The organism is Sphaerisporangium rhizosphaerae (genome assembly GCF_042665155.1).
Lineage (GTDB): Bacteria > Actinomycetota > Actinomycetes > Streptosporangiales > Streptosporangiaceae > Sphaerisporangium > Sphaerisporangium rhizosphaerae.
The window spans coordinates 12,292-34,622 of the sequence record NZ_JBHTCG010000014.1 but is presented as its reverse complement, the minus strand read 5'-3'; the positions used below and the strand labels follow the sequence as shown (position 1 = coordinate 34,622).

General features: G+C 72.6%; 23 protein-coding genes. 13 read left to right on the top strand and 10 right to left on the bottom strand.

All coding sequences use genetic code 11. From position 1 onward, the window contains the following. Positions 1-81: 81 nt before the first annotated feature. The 9 genes from ACFQSB_RS21365 (at position 82) to ACFQSB_RS21325 (ending at position 6,857) form a co-directional block, all read left to right on the top strand. On the top strand, positions 82-450 hold the full coding sequence (locus ACFQSB_RS21365) for a nucleoside/nucleotide kinase family protein (RefSeq protein ID WP_380828617.1): 369 nt from the start codon (positions 82-84) through the stop codon (positions 448-450). 31 nt (positions 451-481) lie between these two features. After that, positions 482-1,105 carry a helix-turn-helix domain-containing protein gene (locus ACFQSB_RS21360; RefSeq protein ID WP_354926390.1) on the top strand — a complete coding sequence of 208 codons (624 nt, stop codon included), beginning with the start codon at positions 482-484 and terminating at the stop codon, positions 1,103-1,105. Continuing rightward, the gene (locus tag ACFQSB_RS21355) at positions 1,102-1,302 is read left to right on the top strand and encodes a ferredoxin (protein WP_354849491.1); all 201 of its coding nucleotides are present in this window, start codon (positions 1,102-1,104) and stop codon (positions 1,300-1,302) included. Before ACFQSB_RS21360 ends, ACFQSB_RS21355 begins: the two co-directional genes overlap by 4 nt. Before the next feature lies 1 nt (position 1,303). Next, a complete protein-coding gene (locus ACFQSB_RS21350; RefSeq protein ID WP_380828615.1) occupies positions 1,304-2,575 on the top strand; it encodes a cytochrome P450 in 1,272 nt (423 codons plus the stop codon). A 105-nt stretch (positions 2,576-2,680) separates the two neighbouring features. Continuing rightward, positions 2,681-3,388: an RraA family protein gene (locus ACFQSB_RS21345; RefSeq protein ID WP_380828614.1), complete on the top strand. Its 708-nt coding sequence runs from the start codon at positions 2,681-2,683 to the stop codon at positions 3,386-3,388. A gap of 90 nt (positions 3,389-3,478) precedes the next feature. Next, complete coding sequence (locus ACFQSB_RS21340; RefSeq protein WP_380828613.1) at positions 3,479-4,465, top strand: radical SAM protein; 987 nt, start codon at positions 3,479-3,481, stop codon at positions 4,463-4,465. 150 nt (positions 4,466-4,615) lie between these two features. Continuing rightward, the gene (locus ACFQSB_RS21335) at positions 4,616-4,816 is read left to right on the top strand and encodes a DUF3073 family protein (RefSeq protein ID WP_380828612.1); all 201 of its coding nucleotides are present in this window, start codon (positions 4,616-4,618) and stop codon (positions 4,814-4,816) included. Further along, positions 4,816-5,145: an ArsR/SmtB family transcription factor gene (locus ACFQSB_RS21330; RefSeq protein WP_354849505.1), complete on the top strand. Its 330-nt coding sequence runs from the start codon at positions 4,816-4,818 to the stop codon at positions 5,143-5,145. Before ACFQSB_RS21335 ends, ACFQSB_RS21330 begins: the two co-directional genes overlap by 1 nt. Further along, the gene (locus ACFQSB_RS21325; RefSeq protein ID WP_380828611.1) at positions 5,142-6,857 is read left to right on the top strand and encodes a SulP family inorganic anion transporter; all 1,716 of its coding nucleotides are present in this window, start codon (positions 5,142-5,144) and stop codon (positions 6,855-6,857) included. Before ACFQSB_RS21330 ends, ACFQSB_RS21325 begins: the two co-directional genes overlap by 4 nt. Before the next feature lie 63 nt (positions 6,858-6,920). On the opposite strand, the gene ACFQSB_RS21320 is transcribed toward ACFQSB_RS21325, so the two are convergent. Both ACFQSB_RS21320 and recD2 read right to left on the bottom strand, forming a co-directional pair. Continuing rightward, positions 6,921-8,132, bottom strand: coding sequence for a L,D-transpeptidase (locus ACFQSB_RS21320; RefSeq protein WP_380828609.1), 1,212 nt, complete (start codon positions 8,130-8,132; stop codon positions 6,921-6,923). Between the two features lie 254 nt (positions 8,133-8,386). Next, entirely contained in the window at positions 8,387-10,600 is a 2,214-nt protein-coding gene (recD2, locus tag ACFQSB_RS21315) for an SF1B family DNA helicase RecD2 (protein ID WP_380828608.1), read from the bottom strand. A gap of 218 nt (positions 10,601-10,818) precedes the next feature. Between recD2 and ACFQSB_RS21310 the strand changes: the two genes are divergently transcribed. After that, a complete protein-coding gene (locus tag ACFQSB_RS21310; RefSeq protein ID WP_380828607.1) occupies positions 10,819-12,174 on the top strand; it encodes a serine hydrolase domain-containing protein in 1,356 nt (451 codons plus the stop codon). 163 nt (positions 12,175-12,337) lie between these two features. Beyond that, positions 12,338-13,588, top strand: a complete 1,251-nt coding sequence (locus tag ACFQSB_RS21305; protein ID WP_354849519.1) for an RNA polymerase sigma factor — start codon at positions 12,338-12,340, stop codon at positions 13,586-13,588. 111 nt (positions 13,589-13,699) lie between these two features. Here the strand turns inward: ACFQSB_RS21305 and ACFQSB_RS21300 are convergent, their stop codons facing one another. After that, a complete protein-coding gene (locus tag ACFQSB_RS21300) occupies positions 13,700-14,071 on the bottom strand; it encodes a YciI family protein (protein ID WP_380828605.1) in 372 nt (123 codons plus the stop codon). Positions 14,072-14,263: 192 nt separating this feature from the next. Between ACFQSB_RS21300 and ACFQSB_RS21295 the strand changes: the two genes are divergently transcribed. Next, a complete protein-coding gene (locus tag ACFQSB_RS21295) occupies positions 14,264-14,887 on the top strand; it encodes a CGNR zinc finger domain-containing protein (protein ID WP_380828604.1) in 624 nt (207 codons plus the stop codon). A gap of 49 nt (positions 14,888-14,936) precedes the next feature. Here ACFQSB_RS21295 and ACFQSB_RS21290 read toward each other — a convergent pair whose 3' ends face one another. The 6 genes from ACFQSB_RS21290 to ACFQSB_RS21265 all read right to left on the bottom strand — a co-directional run bounded on the left by ACFQSB_RS21290 (position 14,937) and on the right by ACFQSB_RS21265 (position 21,111). Continuing rightward, positions 14,937-15,155: a hypothetical protein gene (locus ACFQSB_RS21290; RefSeq protein WP_380828603.1), complete on the bottom strand. Its 219-nt coding sequence runs from the start codon at positions 15,153-15,155 to the stop codon at positions 14,937-14,939. A 244-nt stretch (positions 15,156-15,399) separates the two neighbouring features. Further along, entirely contained in the window at positions 15,400-16,059 is a 660-nt protein-coding gene (locus ACFQSB_RS21285) for a response regulator (protein ID WP_380828602.1), read from the bottom strand. Next, entirely contained in the window at positions 16,056-17,123 is a 1,068-nt protein-coding gene (locus tag ACFQSB_RS21280; RefSeq protein ID WP_380828601.1) for a sensor histidine kinase, read from the bottom strand. The genes ACFQSB_RS21285 and ACFQSB_RS21280 overlap by 4 nt, the downstream gene beginning before the upstream one ends. Next, positions 17,120-18,616 (bottom strand): serine hydrolase domain-containing protein, encoded by a 1,497-nt coding sequence (locus ACFQSB_RS21275; RefSeq protein WP_380828600.1) that lies wholly within the window; start codon positions 18,614-18,616, stop codon positions 17,120-17,122. Before ACFQSB_RS21275 ends, ACFQSB_RS21280 begins: the two co-directional genes overlap by 4 nt. Positions 18,617-18,799: 183 nt before the next feature. Next, a complete protein-coding gene (locus ACFQSB_RS21270; RefSeq protein ID WP_380828599.1) occupies positions 18,800-20,104 on the bottom strand; it encodes an aspartyl protease family protein in 1,305 nt (434 codons plus the stop codon). Between the two features lie 581 nt (positions 20,105-20,685). Continuing rightward, a complete protein-coding gene (locus ACFQSB_RS21265; RefSeq protein WP_380828765.1) occupies positions 20,686-21,111 on the bottom strand; it encodes a MarR family winged helix-turn-helix transcriptional regulator in 426 nt (141 codons plus the stop codon). 105 nt (positions 21,112-21,216) lie between these two features. On the opposite strand from ACFQSB_RS21265, the gene ACFQSB_RS21260 reads away from it, so the two are divergent. Then, entirely contained in the window at positions 21,217-21,636 is a 420-nt protein-coding gene (locus ACFQSB_RS21260; protein WP_380828598.1) for a GlcG/HbpS family heme-binding protein, read from the top strand. Between the two features lie 75 nt (positions 21,637-21,711). Here the strand turns inward: ACFQSB_RS21260 and ACFQSB_RS21255 are convergent, their stop codons facing one another. Next, positions 21,712-22,251, bottom strand: a complete 540-nt coding sequence (locus ACFQSB_RS21255; RefSeq protein ID WP_380828597.1) for a MarR family winged helix-turn-helix transcriptional regulator — start codon at positions 22,249-22,251, stop codon at positions 21,712-21,714. Between the last annotated feature and the right edge of the window lie 80 nt (positions 22,252-22,331).

Sequence of the window (22,331 nt, the reverse complement as noted above, 5' to 3'; positions counted from 1 at the left end):
CACCGCGCCGCGCTGCCGAACTGGTGGTCGACGATCCTTGAGAGGATCCAGTGGACGAATCGCCACGTGAGGAAGGCAGCAATGGACCAAGGCACCCGCGGCGAGCTCATCAGTCGGCTGGCCGAGGCGATCAGGTCCGTCACGGCCGCGCACCCGCTGCGGGTCGCCATCGACGGGCCGCCCGCCGCCGGCAAGACCACGCTGGCCGACGAGCTCGCCGTCGTCCTGCGCGCGCAGGACCGCGACGTCATTCGCGCGAGCATCGACGACTTCCTCTTCCCCCGTGCCCAGCGCTACCGACGCGGCCGGTACTCGGCCGAAGGCTGCTACTTCGACGCCCACGACCACGCCGCGCTGTGCCGGGTCCTGCTCGATCCGCTGGGCCCAGGCGCCGTACTGACATCTGCGAGCGACTCCGACATCGGCGCCTGGCTCCTCCCGCGCTGTTGACGAATCAAATGAACGATCTTTTAATTCACTTATGGGGCGTATCGCGGGGGTGACCGCGGCCGAGACGCGGGAACGGCTGCTGCTCGCGGCCGCCGAGGTGTTCGCCGAGCGCGGGTACGACGGCACGCGCGTGGCCGACATCGCCGCCGCGGCCGGGGTGAGCAACGGCGCGCTGTACGCCCACTTCGGCTCCAAGGCCGAGCTGCTGGTCGCCGCGCTCAGGGCGCACGGCCGGCAGATGCTGGCCAGCCTGCTGGCAGCAGAACCGGGTCGCTCGGCCACCGACCTGCTGCTGGTCATCGGCCGCTGGCTGCCCCGCCGCCGGCCCGCCGACGGCCACCTCATCGTCGAGGCGCTGGTCGCGGCCCGCCGCGACGCCGACGTCGCCCGACCGATGCGCGACTACATCGGCGAGCGGGCCGACTGGATCGCCGGGCTGGTCGGCGTCGCCCAGCGCGAGGGCGAGCTGGACCCCGCGCTGTCGCCCGAGGCGCTGGCCCACTTCTGCCTGCTGCTGTCCATGGGAAGCGCGCTCATCACCCCCGCCCTGCACGCCGTCGACCCCGCCGACTGGTCGGCGCTGCTCACCCGCGTCGCCGGCGCCCTCGCCCCACCGGCCACACCATCGACCACAGACCGGAGCACTCCGCAGTGAGAGTACGAATCGACCCCCAGCGCTGCCAGGGACACGGCCGCTGCTACGACCTGGCCCCCGCCCTGTTCACCGAGGACGAGGAGGGCTACGGGCACGTCGCCGGCGACGGCCTGGTGCCGGCCGGCGAGGAGCCCGCGGCGCGCCTGGCCGCGGCCAACTGCCCCGAGCGGGCCATCGGCACCGGCGCGGAGGCGTGAGATGACCGTCGACGACCGGTTCAGCCAGGACTTCCGCGGGACACGTCCCGACGCGCCCCTCGGCACGCGCAGCGAGATCGTCACCGGCCCGGTCACCGACTGGGCCGGCGACTTCTCCCACCTTGAGCCCGAATGGGCGGCCGACCCCTACCCCATCCAGGACGACCTGCGGCAGCGGTGCCCCATCGCGCACACCGGCCGCTTCGGCGGCGGCTGGCTGCCGACCCGCTATGAGGACGTCGCGGCGATCGCCTACGACACCGAGCACTTCTCCTCCCGCTCGATCATCATGAGCAACTTCCGGCCGCCCCTGGAGGCGGCCCCCGTCGGGGGCAGCCCGCCGATCTCCTCCGACCCGCCCTTCCACCACGACGCGCGCAAACTGCTGCTGCCGGCCTTCACCAAGACCGCGGTCGCCAAGCGGGAGGCGGCCACCAGGGCGCTGTGCCACGCGCTCATCGACGGCTTGGAGGGGCAGCGGGTCGTCGACGCCGCCCGCGACTACGCCCAGCACATCCCGATGCGGGTCATCGCCGACATGCTCGGGTTTCCCCAGCAGGACGGCCCGCGGTTCCGCGAGTTCATCGAGAACGCGCTCGAAGGGGTCAACCTGCCGCCCGAGGAGCGCACGGCGCGGATGGGCCTGCTGTTCGACTACCTGCTCGCCCAGATCCGCGACCACCTGGACCACCCGCGCGAGGACCTCACGACCTACCTCATCAACGCCGAGCTGTACGGCAGCAAGCTGCAGCCCGCCCATGTGGCCGGCACGATGGCGCTGCTGCTCATCGCCGGCATCGACACCACCTGGAGCGCGATCGGCGCCTCGCTGTGGCACCTGGCCAGGACGCCGCGCGACCGCGAGCGGCTGGTCGCCGAGCCCGCCCTGCTGCCCACCGCGATGGAGGAGTTCCTGCGGGCCTACGCCCCGGTCACGATGGCCAGGCTGGTCAAGCAGGACATGCACTGGAACGGCGTCGACATGAGGGCCGAGGACTGGATCCTGCTGTCGTTCCCCGCCGCCAACCGCGACCCCGCGCAGTTCGACCGAGCGGACCAGGTCGTCATCGACCGGCAGGTCAACCGGCACGCCGCGTTCGGCCTCGGCGTGCACCGCTGCGTCGGCTCCCACCTGGCGCGCATGGAGCTGCGGGTGGCGCTGGAGGTGTGGCTGGAGCGGGTGCCGCGGTTCGCCCTGGCCGACCCGTCGGCGGTGACCTGGGCCGCCGGGCAGGTCCGCGGGCCGCGGACGCTCCCGCTGCGCATCGGCTGACCTTCCCGCACCGCCCGGCGGGCCCTCATGCTTGATCGCCGGCCGGGGGACGTGGCAGCGTCGGGGTGACAGGCGCCGGCGGGCGGCGCGGGAAGGACGCACGGCATGGATCACCACAAGCTCGCCGAACGGTTCTCGGCTCTGACCACCGCCCACATCGCCGACGCCTGCCTGCGCGCCGGGGTGCCCGTGCGGTGCGCCCCGGCGGCGGTGGGCCCGGTGACGCCCGGCGACCGGCTGTGCGGGCGCGTCCTGCCCGCCCGACACGCCGGCAGCGTCGACGTCTTCCTGGAGGCCTTCCAGCGGGCCGAGCCCGGTGAGGTGCTGGTGGTGGACAACGGCGGCCGGCTGGACGAGGCGTGCGTCGGCGACCTGGTCGTGCTGGAGGCCGCGGCCGCCGGGGTGAGCGGGGTCGTGATCTGGGGCCTGCATCGCGACACCGCCGACATCCGGGCGATCGGGCTGCCGGTGTTCAGCCTGGGCGCGATCTCCACCGGGCCGCTGCGGCTGGACCCCCTGCCGCAGGACGCCCTGCGCGCGGCCACGGTGGGCGAGCTGACGGTGACCGCGGCCGAGCTGGCCCTGGGCGACGATGACGGCGTGCTGTTCGTCCCGGCCGACCGCGCCGAGGACCTGCTCACCCTCGCCGAGGGCATCCGCGACACCGAGCGCCGCCAGGCCGAGCGCATCAGGGCCGGGGTCTCGCTGCGCGAGCAGGTGCGGTTCGCGGACTACCTCGCCCGGCGCCGGCAGACGCCCGCGCTGACCTTCCGCGAGCACCTGCGCGCCATCGGCGGGGCCATCGAGGAATGAGCACCCGATGAGCGCCCGCCGCGGCGATCGGCTCGCCCGGAGCCGCGGATCACTTGCCACGGGTATCGAATACGTGTTCCACTGTAGGTCATGCGTTTCGACGCCCTTCCCCTTGTCGAGCACCCCGTCCAGACGCGCCCGCGCATCGAACGGCGCGCGGTCCGCCGGGCCGAGGGTGAGACGACCTTCTACGAAGTGCCGGCGCGCACGATCATCGACCGGGTGCCCGAGGCCGCCGGGCTCGGCCTGTCGTTCGCCGTCAGCCCCTACCGCGGCTGCGCCCACGCCTGCCTGTACTGCGGGGCCCGCCGCTCCCACCGCTACCTCGGCCTGGACGGCGAGCGCGACTTCGGCTCGGCGATCGTGGTCAAGACCGACGCGGCCCGGCGGCTGCGGGCCGAGCTGGCCTCTCCCCGGTGGGCCGGCGAGACGGTGGGCATCGGCCTGAGCGGCGACTGCTACCAGGACGCCGAGCGGGTCTACCGGCTGATGCCGGGCATCCTGGCGGCGCTGCGCGACGCGGGCAACCCGTTCCACGTCATGACCAAGAGCGCGCTGGTCCTGCGCGACGCCGAGCTGATCGCCCAGGCCGCCGAGGTGGCCGAGGTGCAGACGCGGGTGTCGATCGGCTTCGTCGACGACCGGCTTCGCCGCGTGGTGGAGCCCGGCGCGCCGAGCGCGCAGAAACGCCTGGAGCTGTGCGCCGAGCTCGTCGAGCGGGGGGTGCCCTGCGGGGTGCTGATGGCCCCGATCCTGCCGTGCCTGACCGACTCGGAGGACCAGCTGCGCGCCGTGGTGCGCCGCGTCGCCGAGGCCGGCGCCGTCAGCCTCACCCCCATGGTGCTGCGCCTGCCCTCCGGCTCGCGCGAGTGGTACCTGCGGTGGCTGGCCGAGGAGCATCCGCGCCTGCTGCCCCGCTACGAGGAGCTGTACGGCGCGGGGCCGGTCGCCGCCGAGGACTACCGCCTGCGCGTGGAGGGCCGGGTCGCCGAGCTGGCCCGCCTGTACGGCATCGGCGCCCGCCGCCTCCCCTGGCAGCCCCGCCGCACCGTCGACCGCCAGCTCGCCCTGCTGTAGCGCGCTTTCCCCCCAGGTCACTGCCGGCGGCCGGGACGGAGCAGGTTCGCCCCCCGTCTTCACAGGCTCGCGCGGCCCTTAGTTGCAGTTTTTTGAAATTCTATATAATGGCAAACCGTGTGATGCCCGTCGAGGAGGAGGCGATGCCGGATGGGACGTGGCCGGGCCAAAGCCAAGCAGGTGAAGGTCGCTCGTGCGTTGAAGTACAGCGCTGGAGGTGATCTGGATTCGCTGCGGCGGGAGTTGGGCGTCGATGTGACCCCTGCCGCGCGTGCGGAGCCGGACGGCGGCGTGAGCGAAGCGGACCTGGACCTGGACCAGGACCGCGGAGTCCAAGGCGGGGCGGGGTGATGCCGGTCCCGCTGTACCAGGCCAAGGCCGAGCTGTTCAAGACACTCGGCCATCCGCTGCGCATCCGGGTGCTGGAACTGTTGTGCGAGGGACCCAAGCAGGTCCGGGAGCTGCTGACCGCCATCGAGGTGGAGGCGCCGAATCTGTCGCAGCAACTGGGGGTGCTGCGCCGGGCGGGTCTGGTGACCGCCCGGCGGGACGGGACGACCGTGGTGTACGAGTTGGCCGGAGCGGATGTGTCGGAGATGATGCGGGCGGCTCGCCGGATCCTCACCGAACTGCTGGCAGACCAGCATGAACTGCTCGCCGAGCTGGAACAGACGACGTGAACCCGCGGGAGGTGCTGCGCCGGCTGCCGGACCTGCTGCCCGGACGGTCCGACTGGGTCGCCGCGCGCCGCTCCCCGGGCCGGGACCTGGTGGCCGGACTGATCGTCGCGGTGGTGGCGCTGCCGCTGGCGCTGGCGTTCGGGGTCTCCTCCGGGCTCGGCGCCCAGGCCGGCCTGGTGACCGCGATCGTCGCCGGAGCGCTCGCGGCCGTGTTCGGCGGCAGCAATCTGCAGGTGTCGGGTCCGACCGGCGCGATGACCGTCGTGCTCGTCCCGATCGTGCACCTCTACGGATCCGGTGGAGTGCTGATGGTCGGCCTGATGGCCGGGCTGGTACTGCTGGCCTTGTCCACGCTGCGAGTGGGGCGGTTCGCCCGGTTTCTGCCGACGTCGGTGACCGAGGGGTTCACCGCCGGTATCGCGGTGGTCATCGCGCTGCAGCAGATCCCCGCGGCGCTCGGCGTGGCGGCCCCGGACGGCGAGAAGGTGTGGCAGGTCGCGGCCTCGGCCCTGGCGCGCTTCGCCGCTCATCCGGCCTGGGTCGCGCCCGTCATGGCGCTGGCGGTGGCCGCTTTGATGCTGACCGGCGCCCGGCTGCGGCCGGGTGTCCCGTTCTCCCTTCTCGGGGTCGCGGCCGCGACGCTGGGTGCTCAGGTGTTCTCGCTCGACGTCGCCCGGATCGGGACCTTACCGGCCGGGCTGCCCGCCCCGTCGCTGGGCTTCTTCGATCCCGGCATGGTGGGAACGCTCCTGCCGTCCGCGCTGGCGGTGGCCGCGCTGGCCGCACTGGAGAGCCTGCTGTGTGCCACCGTCGCCGACGCGATGAGCGTCGGCGAGAAGCACGACCCCGACCGGGAACTGTTCGGGCAGGGCATCGCCAACCTGGCCGCGCCCGTCCTGGGCGGCGTTCCGGCGACCGCCGCGATCGCCCGCACCGCGGTCAACGTCCGCGCCGGGGCCAGGTCCCGGCTGGCCGCGCTCACCCACGCCGCCGTCCTGGCCGGCATCGTGCTCGCCGCCGGCCCCTTGGTAGGCCGGATCCCGCTCGCGGCGCTCGCCGGGGTGCTGCTGGCCACCACCGTCCGCATGGTCGAGGTCGGCTCCTTGCGCGCGCTGGCCCGCGCGACCCGCGGCGACGCCGTCGTGCTCGCCCTCACCTTCATCGTGACCGTCGTGTTCGACCTCATCACCGCGGTCGCCGTGGGTCTCGGCCTGGCCGTCGTGCTCGCGCTCCGCGCGGTCGCCCGGACCTCCCGGCTCGATCAGGTCCCGCTGGACGCGGGTGACCACAGCGCGGAGGAACAACGGCTGCTGAGCGAGCACATCGTCGCCTACCGGTTCGACGGGCCGCTGTTCTTCGCCGCCGCCCACCGCTTCCTGCTGGAGCTGTCCGAAGTCGCCGACGTCCGCGTGGTGATCTTGCGGATGTCCCGGATCACCACCTTGGACGCCACCGGTGCCCATATCCTCGGCGACGCGATCACCCGCATGGAGCGCCGTGGCATCACCGTCTTGGTCTCCGGCATCAAACCCGGGCACACTCAGGTCCTGGTCGCCCTCGGCGTCGCCGACCATCTCCATCGCGACGGCCTGGTCTTCCCCGACACCCCCACCGCCATCGCCTATGCCCGCACCCTCCTGCACCACCACGGGCTGCTCCCGGCCGCCACCCCGCAGGCGGCGTCCGCGGTGACCGCGCACCGGCGCGGATGACCGGTGGATCGGCCGGCGGGCGGCGGGCGGCCCGGCGGCCCGGCGTGTGAGACCTCAACCGGCTCAGCCGGCCAGGGCGCTGCCCTTCTTCCACTGCTTGAACGGCAGCTGCCAGTAGCCCCAGCCGTTGTTCCACTCGAGCGTGCGGGTCGTCCCGACGATCTTGACGACGTCGCCGCGGTGGAAGTTGTCGTAGAACCACTTGGCCTGGTCGGGGCGGGCGTTGACGCAGCCGTGGCTGACGTTGGCCCGGCCCTGCGAGCCGACCGACCACGGCGCGCTGTGGACGTACTCGCCGCTGTTGGAGATGCGCACGGCGTGGTCGACGACCTCCTTGTAGTAGCCGGGGTCGCCCTTCTTCTTGCCCGGGGAGATCATGGTGACCGGGTTGCCGCGCTCCATCGTCAGGTGGACGCCGTTGGTGGTGGTGTACTCGCGCGTGGTGGCCTTGCCGGCGCTGATCGCCATCCTCTGGACGATCTTGCCGTCCTTGCGGACGATCATCTGGTGGCTGCGGGTGCTGACGCTGCTGATCCACGCCGCGCCGACCTTCATGGTGGTGGCGTAGTTGCGCACGCCGTACACGTCCTTGCCGTCGCGCACGCCTTCCAGGGCGGCGGTGAAGCGCACCTTCTGGTGGGCGGGCCAGTACTTGACGGTGCGGTAGATGACCAGGCTGTCGTCGATCCACCGCCAGGCCCCGCTGACCGGCTTCTCGGCGGTGACCTTCAGCGCCCGCTCGACGGCCTTCTTGTCGGCCACCGGCCGGCTGAAGCGCACCATGATCGGCATACCGACGCCGACGGTCTCTCCCTTGACGTTGGGGGTGATGTCGGCGATGCGCAGCTCCTGGGCCGGCTTGAGGGTGGTGAAGGAGCTGGTGGCCGTCGCGGGGCCGCCCTGGCCGGTGGCCTTGGCGGAGACGGTGTAGGTGGCCGACGGCTTCAGCGGGCCCTTGGACACCCACTTGGTGCGCCCGGCGTCGAACTCGCCCTTCAGCGGCTTGCCACCGGCCTCGACGGTGACCTCCTCCAGCTCCCCGTCGCCGACGGTGACCACGACGCTCTTCTCGGGCCGGACCTTGCTGGCGCCCTTCACCGGGCTGATCTTGATCTGCGGCAGGGGCGTCGCGGGCGCGCTGGTGCCGGCGCCGCCGTCGGCGCCAGGGCCGGAGGGGCTCGCGCCGCCGCCCGAGCATGACGCGGTCAGCAGACAGGCCGTCACCACGGCCAGCCCGGCGATCGGAGTCCTCAGACGTTGACGAAAGTCCCGCACGACCTTCTCCCCCAGGACGGCAAAGTGCTCATAAAAACCCTAATGGGGATCAGCACTGAAACGTACACGTTTGGGGTTAGTTGGATCACATTTCGGCCAACTCACAGGTGCCATTCAGGCCGGAATGCCCTGTCCAGCCTTGTCAGGACGCTTGACGAAGATTGTCAGTGAAAAAATCGGGCAAAGCCGTCGAAGGTGACATCGAGGCGTAAGGCCGCCGACGCGAGGCGTGTACGGCCGTCGCCGGCGCGGCCTCAGCCCTGGCGGAGCCGGTGGGTGAGGCTGGTGTGGCGGCGGCCCGCCCCCCGGGTGCGCACCGCCTGCGCCAGGGCACGGCGGGAGCCGACCAGCACCACCAGTTTCTTGGCGCGGGTGACCGCCGTGTACAGAAGGTTGCGCTGCAACATCATCCACGCGCTGGTCGCCAGCGGGATCACCACGGCGGGATATTCGCTGCCCTGCGAACGGTGGATGGACACCGCGTAGGCGTGCGCCAGTTCGTCCAGCTCGTCGAAGCCGTATTCGACGCTCTCGTCCTCGTCGGTCAGGACGGTCAGCTTGCCGTCCTCGGGACGCAGGTCGGTGACCACCCCGACGGTGCCGTTGAACACCCCGGCCGCGCCCTTGTCGTAGTTGTTGCGCAACTGGGTCACCTTGTCGCCGATGCGGAAGACCCGGCCGCCGTAGCGCCGTTCGGGCATGCCCTCGCGGGAGGGGGTGAGCGCCTCCTGCAGGGCGTTGTTGAGGTTGCCCGCCCCGGCCGCGCCGCGATGCATCGGGGCCAGCACCTGCACGTCGCGGCGGGGGTTCAGCCCGAACCTGCGGGGAATGCGCCGGGCCACCACGTCCACGGTGAGCGCGGCGATCTCCTCGGGCTCCTCGCAGGGGAACAGGAAGAAGTCGGTCATGCCCTCCAGCGTGGGATGCAGGCCGGTGTTGATCCGGTGGGCGTTGACCACCACGCCCGACTGCTGGGCCTGGCGGAAGATCTGGGTCAGCCGCACCCGCGGGACGACGTCGGCGGCCAGCAGATCGCGCAGCACCTCCCCCGCGCCGACCGACGGCAGCTGGTCGACGTCGCCCACGAACAGCAGGTGCGCCCCGGTGGCCACCGCCTTGACCAGCTTGTTGGCCAGCAGCAGATCCAGCATGGACGCCTCGTCCACCACCAGCAGGTCGGCTTCCAGCGGGTTGTCGCGGTCGAAGGTCGCCTCCCCGCCCGGGCGCAGCTGCAGAAGGCGGTGGACGGTGGTGGCCTCGTGACCGGTCAGCTCGGCCAGGCGCTTGGCGGCCCTGCCGGTGGGGGCGGCCAGCACCACCTTGGCCTTCTTGGCGCGGGCCAGGGCCACGATCGAACGCACGGTGAAGCTCTTGCCGCAGCCCGGCCCGCCGGTCAGCACGGCCACCTTGGAGGTGAGGGCCAGCCGCACCGCCTCGGCCTGCTCGGGGGCCAGGTCGGCGCCCGTCCGCTCGCGCAGCCAGCCCAGCGCGGCGCTCCAGTCGACCCCGGCGAAGGCCCCGAGCCGGTCGTGCCCGGAGTCCAGCAGGCGGCGCACGCCGCCCGCCAGCGCCAGCTCGGCGCGGTGGAAGGGCACCAGGTAGACCGCCGGTACCACGCCGTCGCCGGCGGGAACCTCCTCGCGGACCACGCCCTCGGCGGCGGCCAGCTCGTCCAGGCAGCTCGCCACCAGCTCGGCCGGCACCTCCAGGATCTTCACCGCGTCGCCGACCAGGTTGGGCGCCGGCAGGTAGCAGTGGCCGGCGTCGGCCGCCTGGGACAGGGTGTAGCGCAGGCCGGCCTTGACCCGCTCGGGGCTGTCGTGCGGGATGCCGACGGCCTGGGCGATGGTGTCGGCGGTCTTGAACCCGATGCCCCACACGTCGTCGGCGAGCCGGTAGGGCTCGGTCTTCACCACGGTGATCGAGGTGTCGCCGTACTGCTTGAAGATGCGCACGGCGATCGAGGTGGACACCCCGACGCCCTGCAGGAAGATCATCACCTCTTTGATGATCTTCTGTTCCTCCCAGGCCGCGGCGATCATCTTGGTGCGCTTGGGACCGAGCCCGGGCACCTCCACCAGCCGTTCGGGCGACTTCTCGATCACCTCCAGGGTGTCGGTGCCGAAGTGACCGACGATGCGCTCGGCCATCTTGGGGCCGATGCCCTTGACCAGCCCCGACCCCAGGTAGCGCTGGATGCCCTGCACGGTGGCCGGCAGCACGGTGGTGTAGGACCACACCTCGAACTGCCTGCCGTACTTGGGGTGGGAGGTCCACCGGCCGGTCAGCCGCAGGCTCTCGCCGACCTGCGCCCCGAGCAGCGGCCCCACGGCCGTCACCAGCTCGGCCCCGCCCCGCTCGACGGCCACCCTGGCGATGGTGTACCCGGTCTCCTCGTTGGCGTAGGTGACGCGTTCCAGGACCGCCGAGATGCTCGTGCCCGCGGCCCCGTCGCCCTTCACCTGCACCCCGCCACCTCCACGCCGTCCTACGCTCGCGCCAGCGTAGAACAGAGCCGGGCCCCGGGCGGCCCGTCCGGTACGCGGCCCCCGGGAAGCGGGCGCGAGGAGGGCTCCGCGGCAAGGGCGTACGGCCCTGGGATGAACGGCTTGTCGGCCGGTCGGCGGGCCGATCACCGCTAATGTGTCACTGATCCTGGCGGGACCTCAGATCGGGAAGTGGGCCGATGGCGGCGATTCTGGAAGGCACGGCTCGCGCGCTGCTGCGCCGCGTGGCGATCGAGCAGGCCGAGGCGCGCACACCCTCGCTGGTCGCGACGGTGCTGCGTGACGGCGAGCCGGTCTGGTTCGGCGCCCGGGGGACGGTCGAGGGCGGCGCCGCGCCGACGGCCGACACCCAGTACCGCATCGGCTCCATCACCAAGACCCTGGTCGCCGTGCTGGTCATGCGGCTGCGCGACGAGGGCCTGCTGACGCTGAACGACCCGTTGTCCCGGCACATGCCCGCCACCCCGGTCGGCGAGGTCACCATCGCCCAACTGCTGTCGCACACCGCCGGCCTGACCGCCGAGCCGCCCGGCCCGTGGTGGGAGCGCGTGCACGGCATGGAGATCGACGAGCTCACCGGCGCGCTGGACCAGGGCACCTCCCGTCACCGGCCCGGCCGGCGCTTCCACTACTCCAATCTCGGGTTCGCCCTGCTCGGGGAGCTGGTCGCCCGCCACCGCAAGGCCGACTGGGCCGACGTCGCCCGCACGGAGATCCTCGAGCCGCTCGGCATGCGCGACACCACGACCCGGCCGCGCGAGCCCTACGCCCGCGGGTACGCCGTGCACCCGTGGGCCGACGTCCTGCTGCCCGAGCCCGAGCACGACGCGGGCGCCATGGCGCCGGCCGGGCAGCTGTGGTCCACCTGCGCCGACCTGGCCACCTGGTCGCGGTTCCTGGCGCGCGGCGACCGCCGCGTCCTGGACCCCGCCACGCTGGCCGAGATGCGCGAGCCGGCCGGCGTCGACGACGCCGAGGTGTGGAGCACCGGCTTCGGGCTGGGCATCCAGTTGCTGCGCCACCGCGGGCGCCGCCTGGCCGGGCACGGCGGGTCGATGCCCGGCTTCCTGGCCGTGGTCTGGGGCGACCCCGCCGACGGCGCCGGCGTGCTGTGCATGGCCAACACCACCTCCGGGCTGCGTCCCACGGTCGCCACCGACCTGCTGGACATCCTGGAGGCCCACGAGCCGGCCATCCCCCGCCCGTGGGCGCCCACCGCCGCCGACCCCGACCTGCTGGAGCTGACCGGTCCCTGGTACTGGGGGCCGACCGCCTTCCTGCTGCGCCTGCTGCCGGGGCGCGACCTGAAGATCTCCCCGGTGAACGGGCAGGGCCGCTCGTCCCGGTTCGCCGCGCGGTCCGACGGCACCTGGCTCGGCCTGGACGGCTACTACGCCGGCGAGACCCTGCGCGTGGTGCGGCGGGCCGACGGCTCGGCCGGCCATCTGGACCTCAACACCTTCATCTTCACCCGGGTCCCCTACGACCCCTCCGCGCCGATCCCGGGGGGCGTGGAGGAGTCCGGCTGGCACTGACCGGCACCGACTGCCACCGAGGGGCCCGGGGCGCGCCCGCCCTCGGCGACGAGCACGGCGACGGCGACAGTGACAGCGACGAGGGCCGTATGCTCGTTCGGGCCGCCCGGCGCTCCGGCGACCGGGGGCGCCACAGCGGACCGAGCACGCGGGGGACGCCGACGTGAGCACCGACACCCACTTCGAGGACCTGCTGCGCGAGCTGGCGCCGAAGGTCCTCGGCGCCCTCATCCGGCGCCACGGGCACTTCGACGCCGCCGAGGACGCCGTGCAGGAGGCGCTGCTCGCCGCCGCCCTGCAGTGGCCCGAGCAGGGCGTCCCGGACGCGCCCAAGGCGTGGCTGATCACCGTCGCGGGCCGCCGGCTGACCGACCAGTGGCGCAGCGACCAGGCCCGCCGGGTCCGCGAGGTCACGGTCGCGACCATGGAGCCCGGCGGCGAGGCGGCGCCCGGCCCAGGCGAGGACGCCCCGCCCGACCAGGACGACACCCTCACGCTGCTGTTCATGTGCTGTCACCCCGCGCTGTCGCCGCCCTCGCAGCTCGCGCTCACCCTGCGCGCGGTCGGCGGCCTGACCACGGCGCAGATCGCCCGGGCCTTCCTGGTGCCCGAGGCCACCATGGCGCAGCGCATCAGCCGGGCCAAGCAGCGCATCAAGACCACCGGCATCCCCTTCGGCCCGCCGCCGGAACCCGAGCGGGCCGAGCGGCTGCGCGTGGTCCTCCACGTGCTCTACCTGATCTTCAACGAGGGGTACACGAGCACCTCCGGCGACCAGTTGCACCGCGCCGAGCTGACCGGCGAGGCGATCAGGCTCACCCGTGCGGTGCACCGGCTGCTGCCCGGCGACGGCGAGGTGGCCGGGCTGCTGGCGCTCATGCTGCTCACCGACGCGCGCCGCCCCGCCCGTACCGACGCCGCCGGCGGGCTGATCCCGCTGGCCGAGCAGGACCGCGGCAGGTGGAACCGCGAGCAGATCGGCGAGGGCGTGCGGCTGATCACCGCGGCGCTGTCGGGCGCGCCCCTCGGCCCCTACCAGCTCCAGGCGGCCATCGCGGCCGTCCACGCCGAGGCGCCGACCGCGGCAGGCACCGACTGGGCGCAGATCCTGGCCCTGTACGAGCTGCTGGAGCGCATGGCGCCCAGCCCGGTGGTCACCCTCAACCACGTGGTGGCGCTGGCGATGGTGAAGGGGGCGGCGGAGGGGCTCGCGCTGCTCGCGACGCTGGACGGGGACGAGCGGCTGCAGGGCCACCACCGGGTGGACGCGGTGCGCGCCCACCTGCTGGAGATGGCCGGCCAGGTGGAGGACGCCCGCGCCTGCTACCGCGCCGCGGCCCGGCGCACCACGAGCCTGCCCGAGCAGCGCTACCTGGACGGCCGCGCCGACCGCCTGGCACCGGCGGGCCCCTGACCTCAGGGGCCCGCCGCCATCGCCGCGCACCCCTCGGACCGGCGACCGCCGCCACGCAGGTCTTGCCTCAGCGTGGCAGGTCCTGCCCGGTCAGACGTCGCCGGAAGGTCATCATCGCCGGTCGGCCCGGCGGAGCATCGCGTCCGTCTCCGGGTCGGGCATGAGCTCCCGCACCTCCTGCGCACAGCGGCAGGCGGCGGCGGTCTTGGCGGCCCACGCCAGCGCCTCCTCGCGCGTGGCCACCTCGACGACCGAGAACCCGCCGATGACCTCCTTGGTCTCCGGGTAAGGACCGTCGGTGACCATCCCGTCCGTGGCCACGACGCTCGCCCTCTGCCTTTCCAGGCCGGCGCCGAACACCCACACGCCGGCGTCCACGGCCTCCTGGATCACCGCGTGCGCGGCCTTGCCCACGTCGGGCCAATCCTCGTCGGGGATGTGGTCCATCGCGCCGTCATTGAACGAGATCAAGTACCGAGCCATCTCATCACTCCCTTGTCCCGGCGGTCTCCTCTGGCCGCCTCGCACCCGCTCTACGAACGACTCCCCAGGGATCCGACAGTATGCCGAAAAAATCTCACGAAACCTCCTCAGCCCCGGAGTTCACCGCCGTGGACGTAATCTGGGCGGACGGGCCCGGGGGACGGCGGCCCTGACGCGTGAAGGAGAGCACCTGTGGAGCGCTTGACGGCGGTGGAGCTGGTCAACACCATCCGCCACCACGGCAACGGCGGCGTCACCGACGAGCTGGCCACCCTCGCCGGGCTGGCCCGGTGGATCCGCGAACGGGAAGAACTGCCCTCCTCCATCACCGGCGCCGCGCAGGCGATCGCCGACGAGGACCTCAGGGGCGAGGTCGTCGAGCTGCGGCGGGCGGTCCGCGCCCTGTTCGCCCGTGCGGTCAGCCCCGGCCCGGCGAGCCCGGCGGACGCGGGGCGCCTGCTCCCCGGCGACCAGGCTCTGGCCCACCTCAACGCCGTCGCCGCCCGCGAGCCCATCGCCCCCCAGTTGCACTGGCCGGCCGCCGGGCCGCCGGGGTCGCGGCCGCTGTCGGCCGAGACCGACCCGCGCGTCCGGCTCCTGGCGGCCCTGGCCCGCGCCGCCATCGACCTGCTGTCCGGACCGGCGCGCGAGCGGCTGCGGGCCTGCACCGCGCCCCGCTGCGTGCTCTATTTCGTCAAGGGCCACGGCCGCCAGGAGTGGTGCAAACCCTCCTGCGGCAACCGCGCGCGGGCCGCCCGCCACTACCAGCGCCACCACACCCCGGGCACCACGCCCGCCGCGGCCCCGCGCGCCTAGCGCCGGCTCCTGCTCATGGCGACTGCGGCGCAGAACCGAGGTCGTGCGTTTACGGGACGCTGTAGAGGAACCAGAAGTTGTACTGGTAGTCGCAGTGGTACCAGGTCCACAGCCCGTTCTGGACGCCGTAGTCTCCGTACCGGTAGCAGTCGGAGGATGAGTAGTAGACGTTTCGTAGTGTGTCGGCGTGCGCGGGCGTGGTGCTCCCGGCGACCACCAGCCCGCCGACCAGGGCTCCCGCGACCGCCAAGGCTCGCATCTTGCGCATCGATCCTCCGTTGAGTGGATCACCAACCGGCTTTCCTGCGGAGCATTACAGCCCGGTGGGCGTTGTCCAGCTCAACTGCCCTTTCGCCGCCGACGCGGACGAGCTGACCTGGGACGCCTTGGGACGGGCACGCCGCCGCCCGTGGAACTTTCAGTGCCGCTCCCTGAACGCCTCCGCGGGCGGCCACGAGAAGCGCCGCGAGCAATCGCACGCGTGCGCCTGACGCGGTGCCGCCGGCGGCGCGTCAGGCGTCCCCGATCACCAGGCCCGCCTCGTAGGCGACGATCGCCGCCTGGACGCGGTTGTTCAGGCCGAGCCGCAGCAGGATGGCGCTGACGTGGGATTTGACGGTGCCCTCCGAGAGGAACAGTTCACGGCCGATGTCCTGGTTGGACATGCCGCGGCCGACGAGTGCCAGCACCTCGCGCTCCCGCGCCGTCAGCGACTCCACGCGCCTGCGTGCCGTTCCCGCCCTGGAGAGCCTGCCGCCGCCCAGCTGCGCGATGACCTTCCGCGCGATCCTCGGCGACAGGTACGCCGCGCCGCCGGCGACCGCCCGCACCCCCATGATCAGCTCGCGGGGGTCGGAGGCTTTCAGCAGGAAGCCCCGGACCCCCTCCTCGAGCGCCCTGGCGACGTAGTCGTCCTCGTCGAACGTGGTCAGCATGACGACCGCGACCTCGGGCATGGCGACGCGCAGTTCGGCCGCCGCGGACAGGCCGTCGAGGCGCGGCATCCGGATGTCCAGCATCGCGATGTCCGGCCGGTGCGCGCGCGTCAGCTCCACCGCCTCGCGCCCGTCGGCGGCCTCGGCGACCACCTCGATGCCCGCGTCGGTGACCAGGATCGACCTCACCCCCGCCCGGATCATGGCCTCGTCGTCGGCCAGCATCACCCGGATCATCGGCCTCCCCCGCCTTCTCCCCGGGCTCCCCGGGTTTCTCGATCTCCCTGCTGTCCTGGGACGGCCGGGAGGTCGTCCTCCCCGTCGCGGGAGGCCCCTTCCCGGTCGCACGGCAACCGCGCCGTCACAGTGAAGCCGCCGTCGCGGGGACCGGCCCGCAGCGTGCCGCCGAGCAGCCGCACCCGCTCGCGCAGGCCCGCTATCCCGCTCCCGCCGCTCGCCGGCGCCGGCGGGGTGCGGGCGGCGGAGTTGGACACGGTGACGGTGACCGCGTCGCAGGCGTGATCGACGCGGACGGTCACCTCGGCTCCGGGGGCGTGGCGGGCGGCGTTGGTCAGCGACTCCCGCACCACCCCGTGCGCGGCCCTGTCCACCAGCGGCGGCAGGAGCGCCCGCCCGCCGGTGCGCAGGAGGGCGACCCTCATCCCGGCGCCGCGGGCGCGGTCCACCAGCACCTCGACGGACTCCTCCGGCGTCCCGGCCGGGGCACCGCCGGTCTCGCGCAGCACTCCGACGGTGTGGCGGAGCCGGTCGGTGGCGGTGACCGCGCAGGCCCGCAGCCGGGCGGCCGCCTCACGGTTGCGTTCGCTCATGTCCGCGTCCAGTTCCAGGGCGCCGGCGCGCAGCGCGATCAGCGCCAGCTCGTGGCCGAGCGAGTCGTGGATGTCGGCGGCGATGCGGGCTCGTTCGCGCAGGGCGACCCGTTCGGCGGTGAACTCCTGTTCCCGCCGGAGCTGGGCGACCCGCTCCCGGCCCGCCCGCACCAGGTCGGCCTGCTGCCGCTGGAAGCGGCCCGTCAGCCACGGCAGCACCGCGAACAGTCCCAGTGCCATCAGGCCGCCGACGCCGACGGGGAAGTCCAGCACCGTGCAGACGACCCCGGGTAGGGCGACGAGGGCGTGGACCGGCCAGCCCCGCCGCAGGGTCAGGTGGCGTCCGTGCAGGTAGGCGGCCACGACCGGGACCAAGAAGAAGAGCTGCCGCCACAGCGGGATGGCGTCCAGGTACAGCCCGTTGAGCAGGGCGGCCCCCGCGATGACCGCCAGGATCGCGCCGTTTCTCACTTGTGCGACACTACCGATCGCAGCCTGGCCAGCCGAACCACGGTGGTGACGGCCCCCGCCGCGGCCGCGACCGCGAAGGTGATCGTCAACGGCGCGGCGAAGTAGGTGAGCTGCGCCCAGGTGACCGTCCGGCCGTTCATCAGCAGGGAGATCAGCTCCGGATAGGCGGCGAACAGCGCCGCCGGAAGCAGCGCGGGCAGCAGCCGCGCCCCGGTCCACAGGCCGGCACTCCCCGCACGCCTGCCCGCCCAGCGCCGGGACCGCAGTACGCCCAGCACGCCCAGGCCCGCCGCCGCCACCGCGATCAGGCCGAGGGCCAGCTCGTAGGTATGCCGGCCGCCGCCGGGCACCTCGGGGGTCCCGCCCTCGCTCATCGCGACCAGGCCGGTGAGCACGTCGTAGGTGTCGTCGTAGAGGGCGGCGCTGTTGGTCATGACCGCGAACCCGTAGCCGGTGTCCGGGGCGATGGCCTGCACGGCGGTGTAGGTGAACAGATTGCCCGAGTGGACGAGCAACCTGGCGCCGCCCACGGTCTCCTGGCCCCAGCCCATGCCGTAGTCACGCACCTCGGACGGCGCGTGCATGGTCCGCAGGCTCTGCGGTGTCACCGGTGGCCTGCCATGGCCGTTCTGGCCGATCAGCCACCTGCCCATGTCGGCCGCGTCGGTGACGACGCCACCGCTCCCGCCGCCGCGGAAGCCGGACGGTTCAGGGCGCGCCACCCAGGCGCCGTACACCGAGTCGAACCCCTCGGCCGGCTTGATGACCCGGTCTGCGACGGACCGGGCTCCGACGGCGCTGCCGGTCATGCCGAGCGGGCCGAAGACGTGCCGCCGCATGTAGTCGCAGAAGCCCTGCCCGCCGACGACCTCGACCAGCCGGGCGGCCAGGTCGTAGTTGACGTTGCAGTACTCCCAGTGCGTGCCGGGGGCGGCGGCCAGCGTGCCGGTGCCCAGCGCGGACACGTATCCGGCGAGCGACGTGGCCGCCTGCGTCGCGCCGATGTCGACGGTGGTGTCGGACAGTCCGGAGGTCTGGTTCAGCAGTTGCCGCACGGTGATCCGGCCGGCGCGCGGGTCGGCCATCCGGAACTCCCGCAGCCGGTCGGCGACCGGTTCGTCCAGCGAGAGCCTGCCGTCGTCGACCAGCGTCATGACGGCCATGGCCGTGAACGACTTGCTGACCGAGGCGACGCGCATCGGGGTCGTCTCGGTGACCGGTTCGCCGTCCGCGTCGTGCCCGTACCCCCGGGCGAGCACGACCCTGTCCCGGTGGGTCACGACGACCGACATCCCCGGCAACCCGGTGGACTTCATGGCCCTGCGCAGGTAGGCGTCGATGGCCGCCGGGGATGGCCCGGTCGATGGAGCGGTGGACGGGGCGGGGGACGGGGCGGGGGCCGTGACGACGGCCGCGGCCGCGGGGGGCGTGACGACGGCCGCGGCCGAGGCCAGGCCGGCCGCCGCCACCAGGCCGATGAGCTCGCTTCGCATGGTGGAGAACCTAGGGACCGGCGGCCGCGCAAAGATCGGAGGATCGGCCACGACCACCCCTGACGAAAGTCCCATCTCCGGCCGGGACGCTCGGGCTCGCGGATCCCGGATCGGGGACCCGGGGAACGGCCTCGCCGCTTGGAGAATGATCCGGCTCTCAGAGCGCTCGTGCCGTCGCGGCGATCAGGTGGCCTTGCCGCGGGCGATGTAGAGCTTCATGTCGGTGAAGTCGACAGTGACGTTGCAGGGCTTGTAGAAGCAGTGGAAGAAGGCGGCCGGCACGTCGAACCCGAGGGGGGCGACCTCGGCCCCTGGGTGGTTCTCGCAGTAGATCTCCTTGGCGGCGGCCCCGCCGAGGCGGATCTCCTTCGGGTAGCAGGGGTAGGTGACGGCCGGGTGGCTGTGGGCGAAGGTCCCGAGCGGGCGGTCGTGGTCGCTGCGGATCCCCAGCCGCTCGGCCGTGTCCCCGAACACGACCGCGGACATCTCGCCCCCTCCGCCGAAGTTCACGCCCACCACCCCTGTGCGGGAGCCGGCGACGCCGCTGATGGTGCCCGTGCTGTGCAGATATTGCTCACGGGCCAGCCACAGCGGCAGGGGCGCCGCGCCCGCCTGGAAAGCGGCGGCGCGTGCCTTCCTGGCCGTTTCGGGGGTTCTGCGGCGCAGGATCAGCGACCGGCCCGCGTAGTCGAAGGTGGTCAGCAGGTGGTAGAAGACCCACGTGCCGATCAGGCCGTCGTTGTCGGTGTCGACGTCTTCGCCCGACTCCGTCGACGACCAGCCCACCGGCACGTTGCGCAGTTCGATGCCGCCCAGCGTGAAGGAGTCCAGCACCCCGTAGTACGCCCATATGACGTTGTTCTCGTACTCGATCTTCTGACTGGCGACCGGGCGCAGCCCGGCCTCCTTGGCCACCGACGCGCGCATACCCAGATGCGGGGCGCCGGTGTAGAAGGTGAACCGCTTCGGCGGCCCGCCGTTGACCGAGGCCTCCACCAGCGGCATCGGGTCCACCTGCTGCCATGGCAGCCGCGCGATGTCGCCGTGGACCTGATACGCCTCGCCGCTGACCGCCGCGAACCACGTCGCGTAGGCTTCCTCGCCGGCCGCGCGCCAGTGTGGTGCGGACTGGGAGAGTTTGTCCTGCCTGATGTAGCAGTCGGCCAGGAAGTAGTTGGCGTCCTTGTCGTCGGGCGCCAGGCTGAGGGCCATCGTGAGGTATTTCTCGGCGTCGGGGAACCTGTTGGCCAGTAGCCCCACATGACCGCGCCGTCGGGCCGCGTGCAGATTCGTGGGGTCTGTTCTCAGGATCTCCTCGTAGGCCCGGCCGGCCTGCTCGAACCTCCCCGCCCTGAACAGCGCGTCGGCGTCAGCGCCGCCGGCCGGCGCCGTGGCCGCCCCGCCCAGCAGCGGCGCCGTCGCGGCCGCACCGGCCAGCGCGGCGGCGCCCCGCAACACCGAACGCCGGTCCCATCCTGCGTCATTCACCAACGCCTTCTCCCTTTTCTGATCACCTTCGCCGGAGCCTCCAGCGTGCGCGGACGGTCACAGCAGCCCGGGCCGGCTCATCTCGCCTGCTTGATGAGGGCGAGGCCGAAGTCGCCGGGGCCACCCGGGCCCGCACACCATCGACCCGGCGCGGACGGCCCCGGGCTTCGCCGCACGCTCGGTGGCTCATCGGCGGTTCGCCCGCCGACCTCATTCACTGTCGACCGGCCGTGTCCCCGCCTCGTGCGCTCCGCGTCATGGTCGTGTCACGGCCGCGACCACGGTGGCGGCGCCGGCGCTGCGACCGATGACCGGCCGCCGCCGAGGACGACGACCTTTGACACCTGGCAGGCGCCGGAGCGCATCGGGGCAGGTCAGGTCGCCGGGCTGGTCACCAGCTCGATCTCGATGGCCGGCACGCCGAGGGCTTCCTTCTCCGGCCCGTAGATGCGGCGGATGTCGGCGAGCTGCTGGTCGGGGGCTCGCCGGGTCGACCTTCTCCAGGCCCTCGGCGTCCAGGGGTTCTCGAACGAGCCGAACGGGGCGAATTGATCTGCCGATCTCCCGAGTGGAGGCGAAGGCTAGCCGAGGATACGGGTGAGCAGGCCGGTGAGCGTGTCACGCTCGGTGGCCGACAGGGCGTCCAAGATGTCGTGTTGAACTCCCGTGAGGGTCGCATCCAGGTCTTCGAGCCGTCGTCGCCCGGCGGCGGTCAGGGTGACCAGGTTGCGGCGCCGGTCGGCGGGGTCTGGGGCGCGCGCGACGTGGCCTTGTTCTACCAGCTCATTGAGCATCGTGTGCATGTCACTCTGGTCGATTCCGCATCGTTGGCCGATCTGCACCTGGCTGTCCGGGCCGAACTCCTCCAGCGCGGCGAGGATCGCGAAGTGATAGGCGTGCCCACCGGCAGCGGCCATCGTTTCTTTGATGAGTCGATGCGCCCGCGCGGAAGCCCTGTTGATCAGCCAGCTCGGTTTGCGGCGCAGACGGGCCGGCGCTTCGTTCATCTCCACGCACGCAGTTTAAGCCAATCCCTTGGTCCATCCAACGAACCCGGATATACTCTTGGTTCGCCCAAGATTGGTGGAACCAAGAGATTGAAGGTAGGAATGATGTCGCTCACTCTGGACGAGGCTCGGGCCGTCAGCGACCGCGTGCGCGAGCACGCTGCCGCGATCGGCGCGACGATTACGGTCGCGATCGTCGACGGCGGCGGGCACCTGCAGGTTCTCGATCGCATGGACGGCGCGTCTCCGATGTCGGCCCGTATCGCCCCGGCGAAGGCATCCGGCGTTGCGCTGTTTCGTCGCGACGACAGTGACCTGATGGGCCTGCAGCAGGCCTACCCGGCGGTGTTCGCGCAGATAGTTGACGTGGCGGGAACACCCATCGTGGCCGGCAGGGCCGCTCGGCTGATCCGGCGCGGCGATGTCGTCGTCGGTGCGATCGCGATCGCCGGAGGGACGCTCGAACAGGATGACCAGTGCGCCGATGTCGGGGTCGGCTCCCTGTCACCCTCCGCGTCAGCATAGGCCTGTTCACCCGGTCAGGAGCTCCACGTAGCCGCGCCTCTCGCCGGAGCCCTCGGGTGCTCGGAGTACTCCGGTTCACTCCGAGCGCTCGGGGTGCTCCGGGTGGAGAGCGGCGCGGGCGGCGCGGCAGTCGGGGTCCTGCTCGGCCGCCTGCTGGAGCCGGGCGGCGAGCAGGGTGGCGGCCTCGGCGAAGTGGGCCAGGCGCTCGGCGCCGAGCGTCTCCACGACGAGGCGGCGCACCGACTCCTCCCGCACCTCCCGCGCGCGCGTCGCGGCCTGCCGTCCCGCCGCGGTGAGGCTGATGTCCCAGCCGCGGGCGTCCTCGGTGCAGGCGTCGCGTTCGAGCAGACCCCGTGAGCGCATGCGGGCGACCTGGTGGGACAGGCGGCTCTTCTCCCACTGCAGCGTCCAGCGCAGCTCCAGGGCGCGCATGCGGGCCGACGGGGCGTCCAGCAGCGCGTCCAGGACCTGGTGGTCGGCCTCCGACAGCCCGGTGGCGCGGGTCAGCTCACGCGCCATGTGCGCGGCGAGCTGGGCGTGGACGGCGGTGTAGCCGCGCCACGCGTCCAGCTCCGAGAGCCGGGCGGTCGCCGGCGGCTGCTGCTGCACGGTCATGCGCCCCAGCCTACGACGCCGAGGTTGATACGTCATCCATCACCGAGGTACGGTTGACATATCTACCAGTTTTCCGGCGG

Coding starts and splice junctions, on each gene's coding strand:
- ACFQSB_RS21365 (WP_380828617.1), top strand. CDS start 82: ATGGACCAAGGCACCCGCGGCGAGCTCATCAGTCGGCTGGCCGAGGCG.
- ACFQSB_RS21360 (WP_354926390.1), top strand. CDS start 482: ATGGGGCGTATCGCGGGGGTGACCGCGGCCGAGACGCGGGAACGGCTG.
- ACFQSB_RS21350 (WP_380828615.1), top strand. CDS start 1,304: ATGACCGTCGACGACCGGTTCAGCCAGGACTTCCGCGGGACACGTCCC.
- ACFQSB_RS21345 (WP_380828614.1), top strand. CDS start 2,681: ATGGATCACCACAAGCTCGCCGAACGGTTCTCGGCTCTGACCACCGCC.
- ACFQSB_RS21340 (WP_380828613.1), top strand. CDS start 3,479: ATGCGTTTCGACGCCCTTCCCCTTGTCGAGCACCCCGTCCAGACGCGC.
- ACFQSB_RS21335 (WP_380828612.1), top strand. CDS start 4,616: ATGGGACGTGGCCGGGCCAAAGCCAAGCAGGTGAAGGTCGCTCGTGCG.
- ACFQSB_RS21330 (WP_354849505.1), top strand. CDS start 4,816: ATGCCGGTCCCGCTGTACCAGGCCAAGGCCGAGCTGTTCAAGACACTC.
- ACFQSB_RS21310 (WP_380828607.1), top strand. CDS start 10,819: ATGGCGGCGATTCTGGAAGGCACGGCTCGCGCGCTGCTGCGCCGCGTG.
- ACFQSB_RS21300 (WP_380828605.1), bottom strand. CDS start 14,071: ATGGCTCGGTACTTGATCTCGTTCAATGACGGCGCGATGGACCACATC.
- ACFQSB_RS21290 (WP_380828603.1), bottom strand. CDS start 15,155: ATGCGCAAGATGCGAGCCTTGGCGGTCGCGGGAGCCCTGGTCGGCGGG.
- ACFQSB_RS21285 (WP_380828602.1), bottom strand. CDS start 16,059: ATGATCCGGGTGATGCTGGCCGACGACGAGGCCATGATCCGGGCGGGG.
- ACFQSB_RS21275 (WP_380828600.1), bottom strand. CDS start 18,616: ATGCGAAGCGAGCTCATCGGCCTGGTGGCGGCGGCCGGCCTGGCCTCG.
- ACFQSB_RS21265 (WP_380828765.1), bottom strand. CDS start 21,111: ATGAACGAAGCGCCGGCCCGTCTGCGCCGCAAACCGAGCTGGCTGATC.
- ACFQSB_RS21260 (WP_380828598.1), top strand. CDS start 21,217: ATGTCGCTCACTCTGGACGAGGCTCGGGCCGTCAGCGACCGCGTGCGC.
- ACFQSB_RS21255 (WP_380828597.1), bottom strand. CDS start 22,251: ATGACCGTGCAGCAGCAGCCGCCGGCGACCGCCCGGCTCTCGGAGCTG.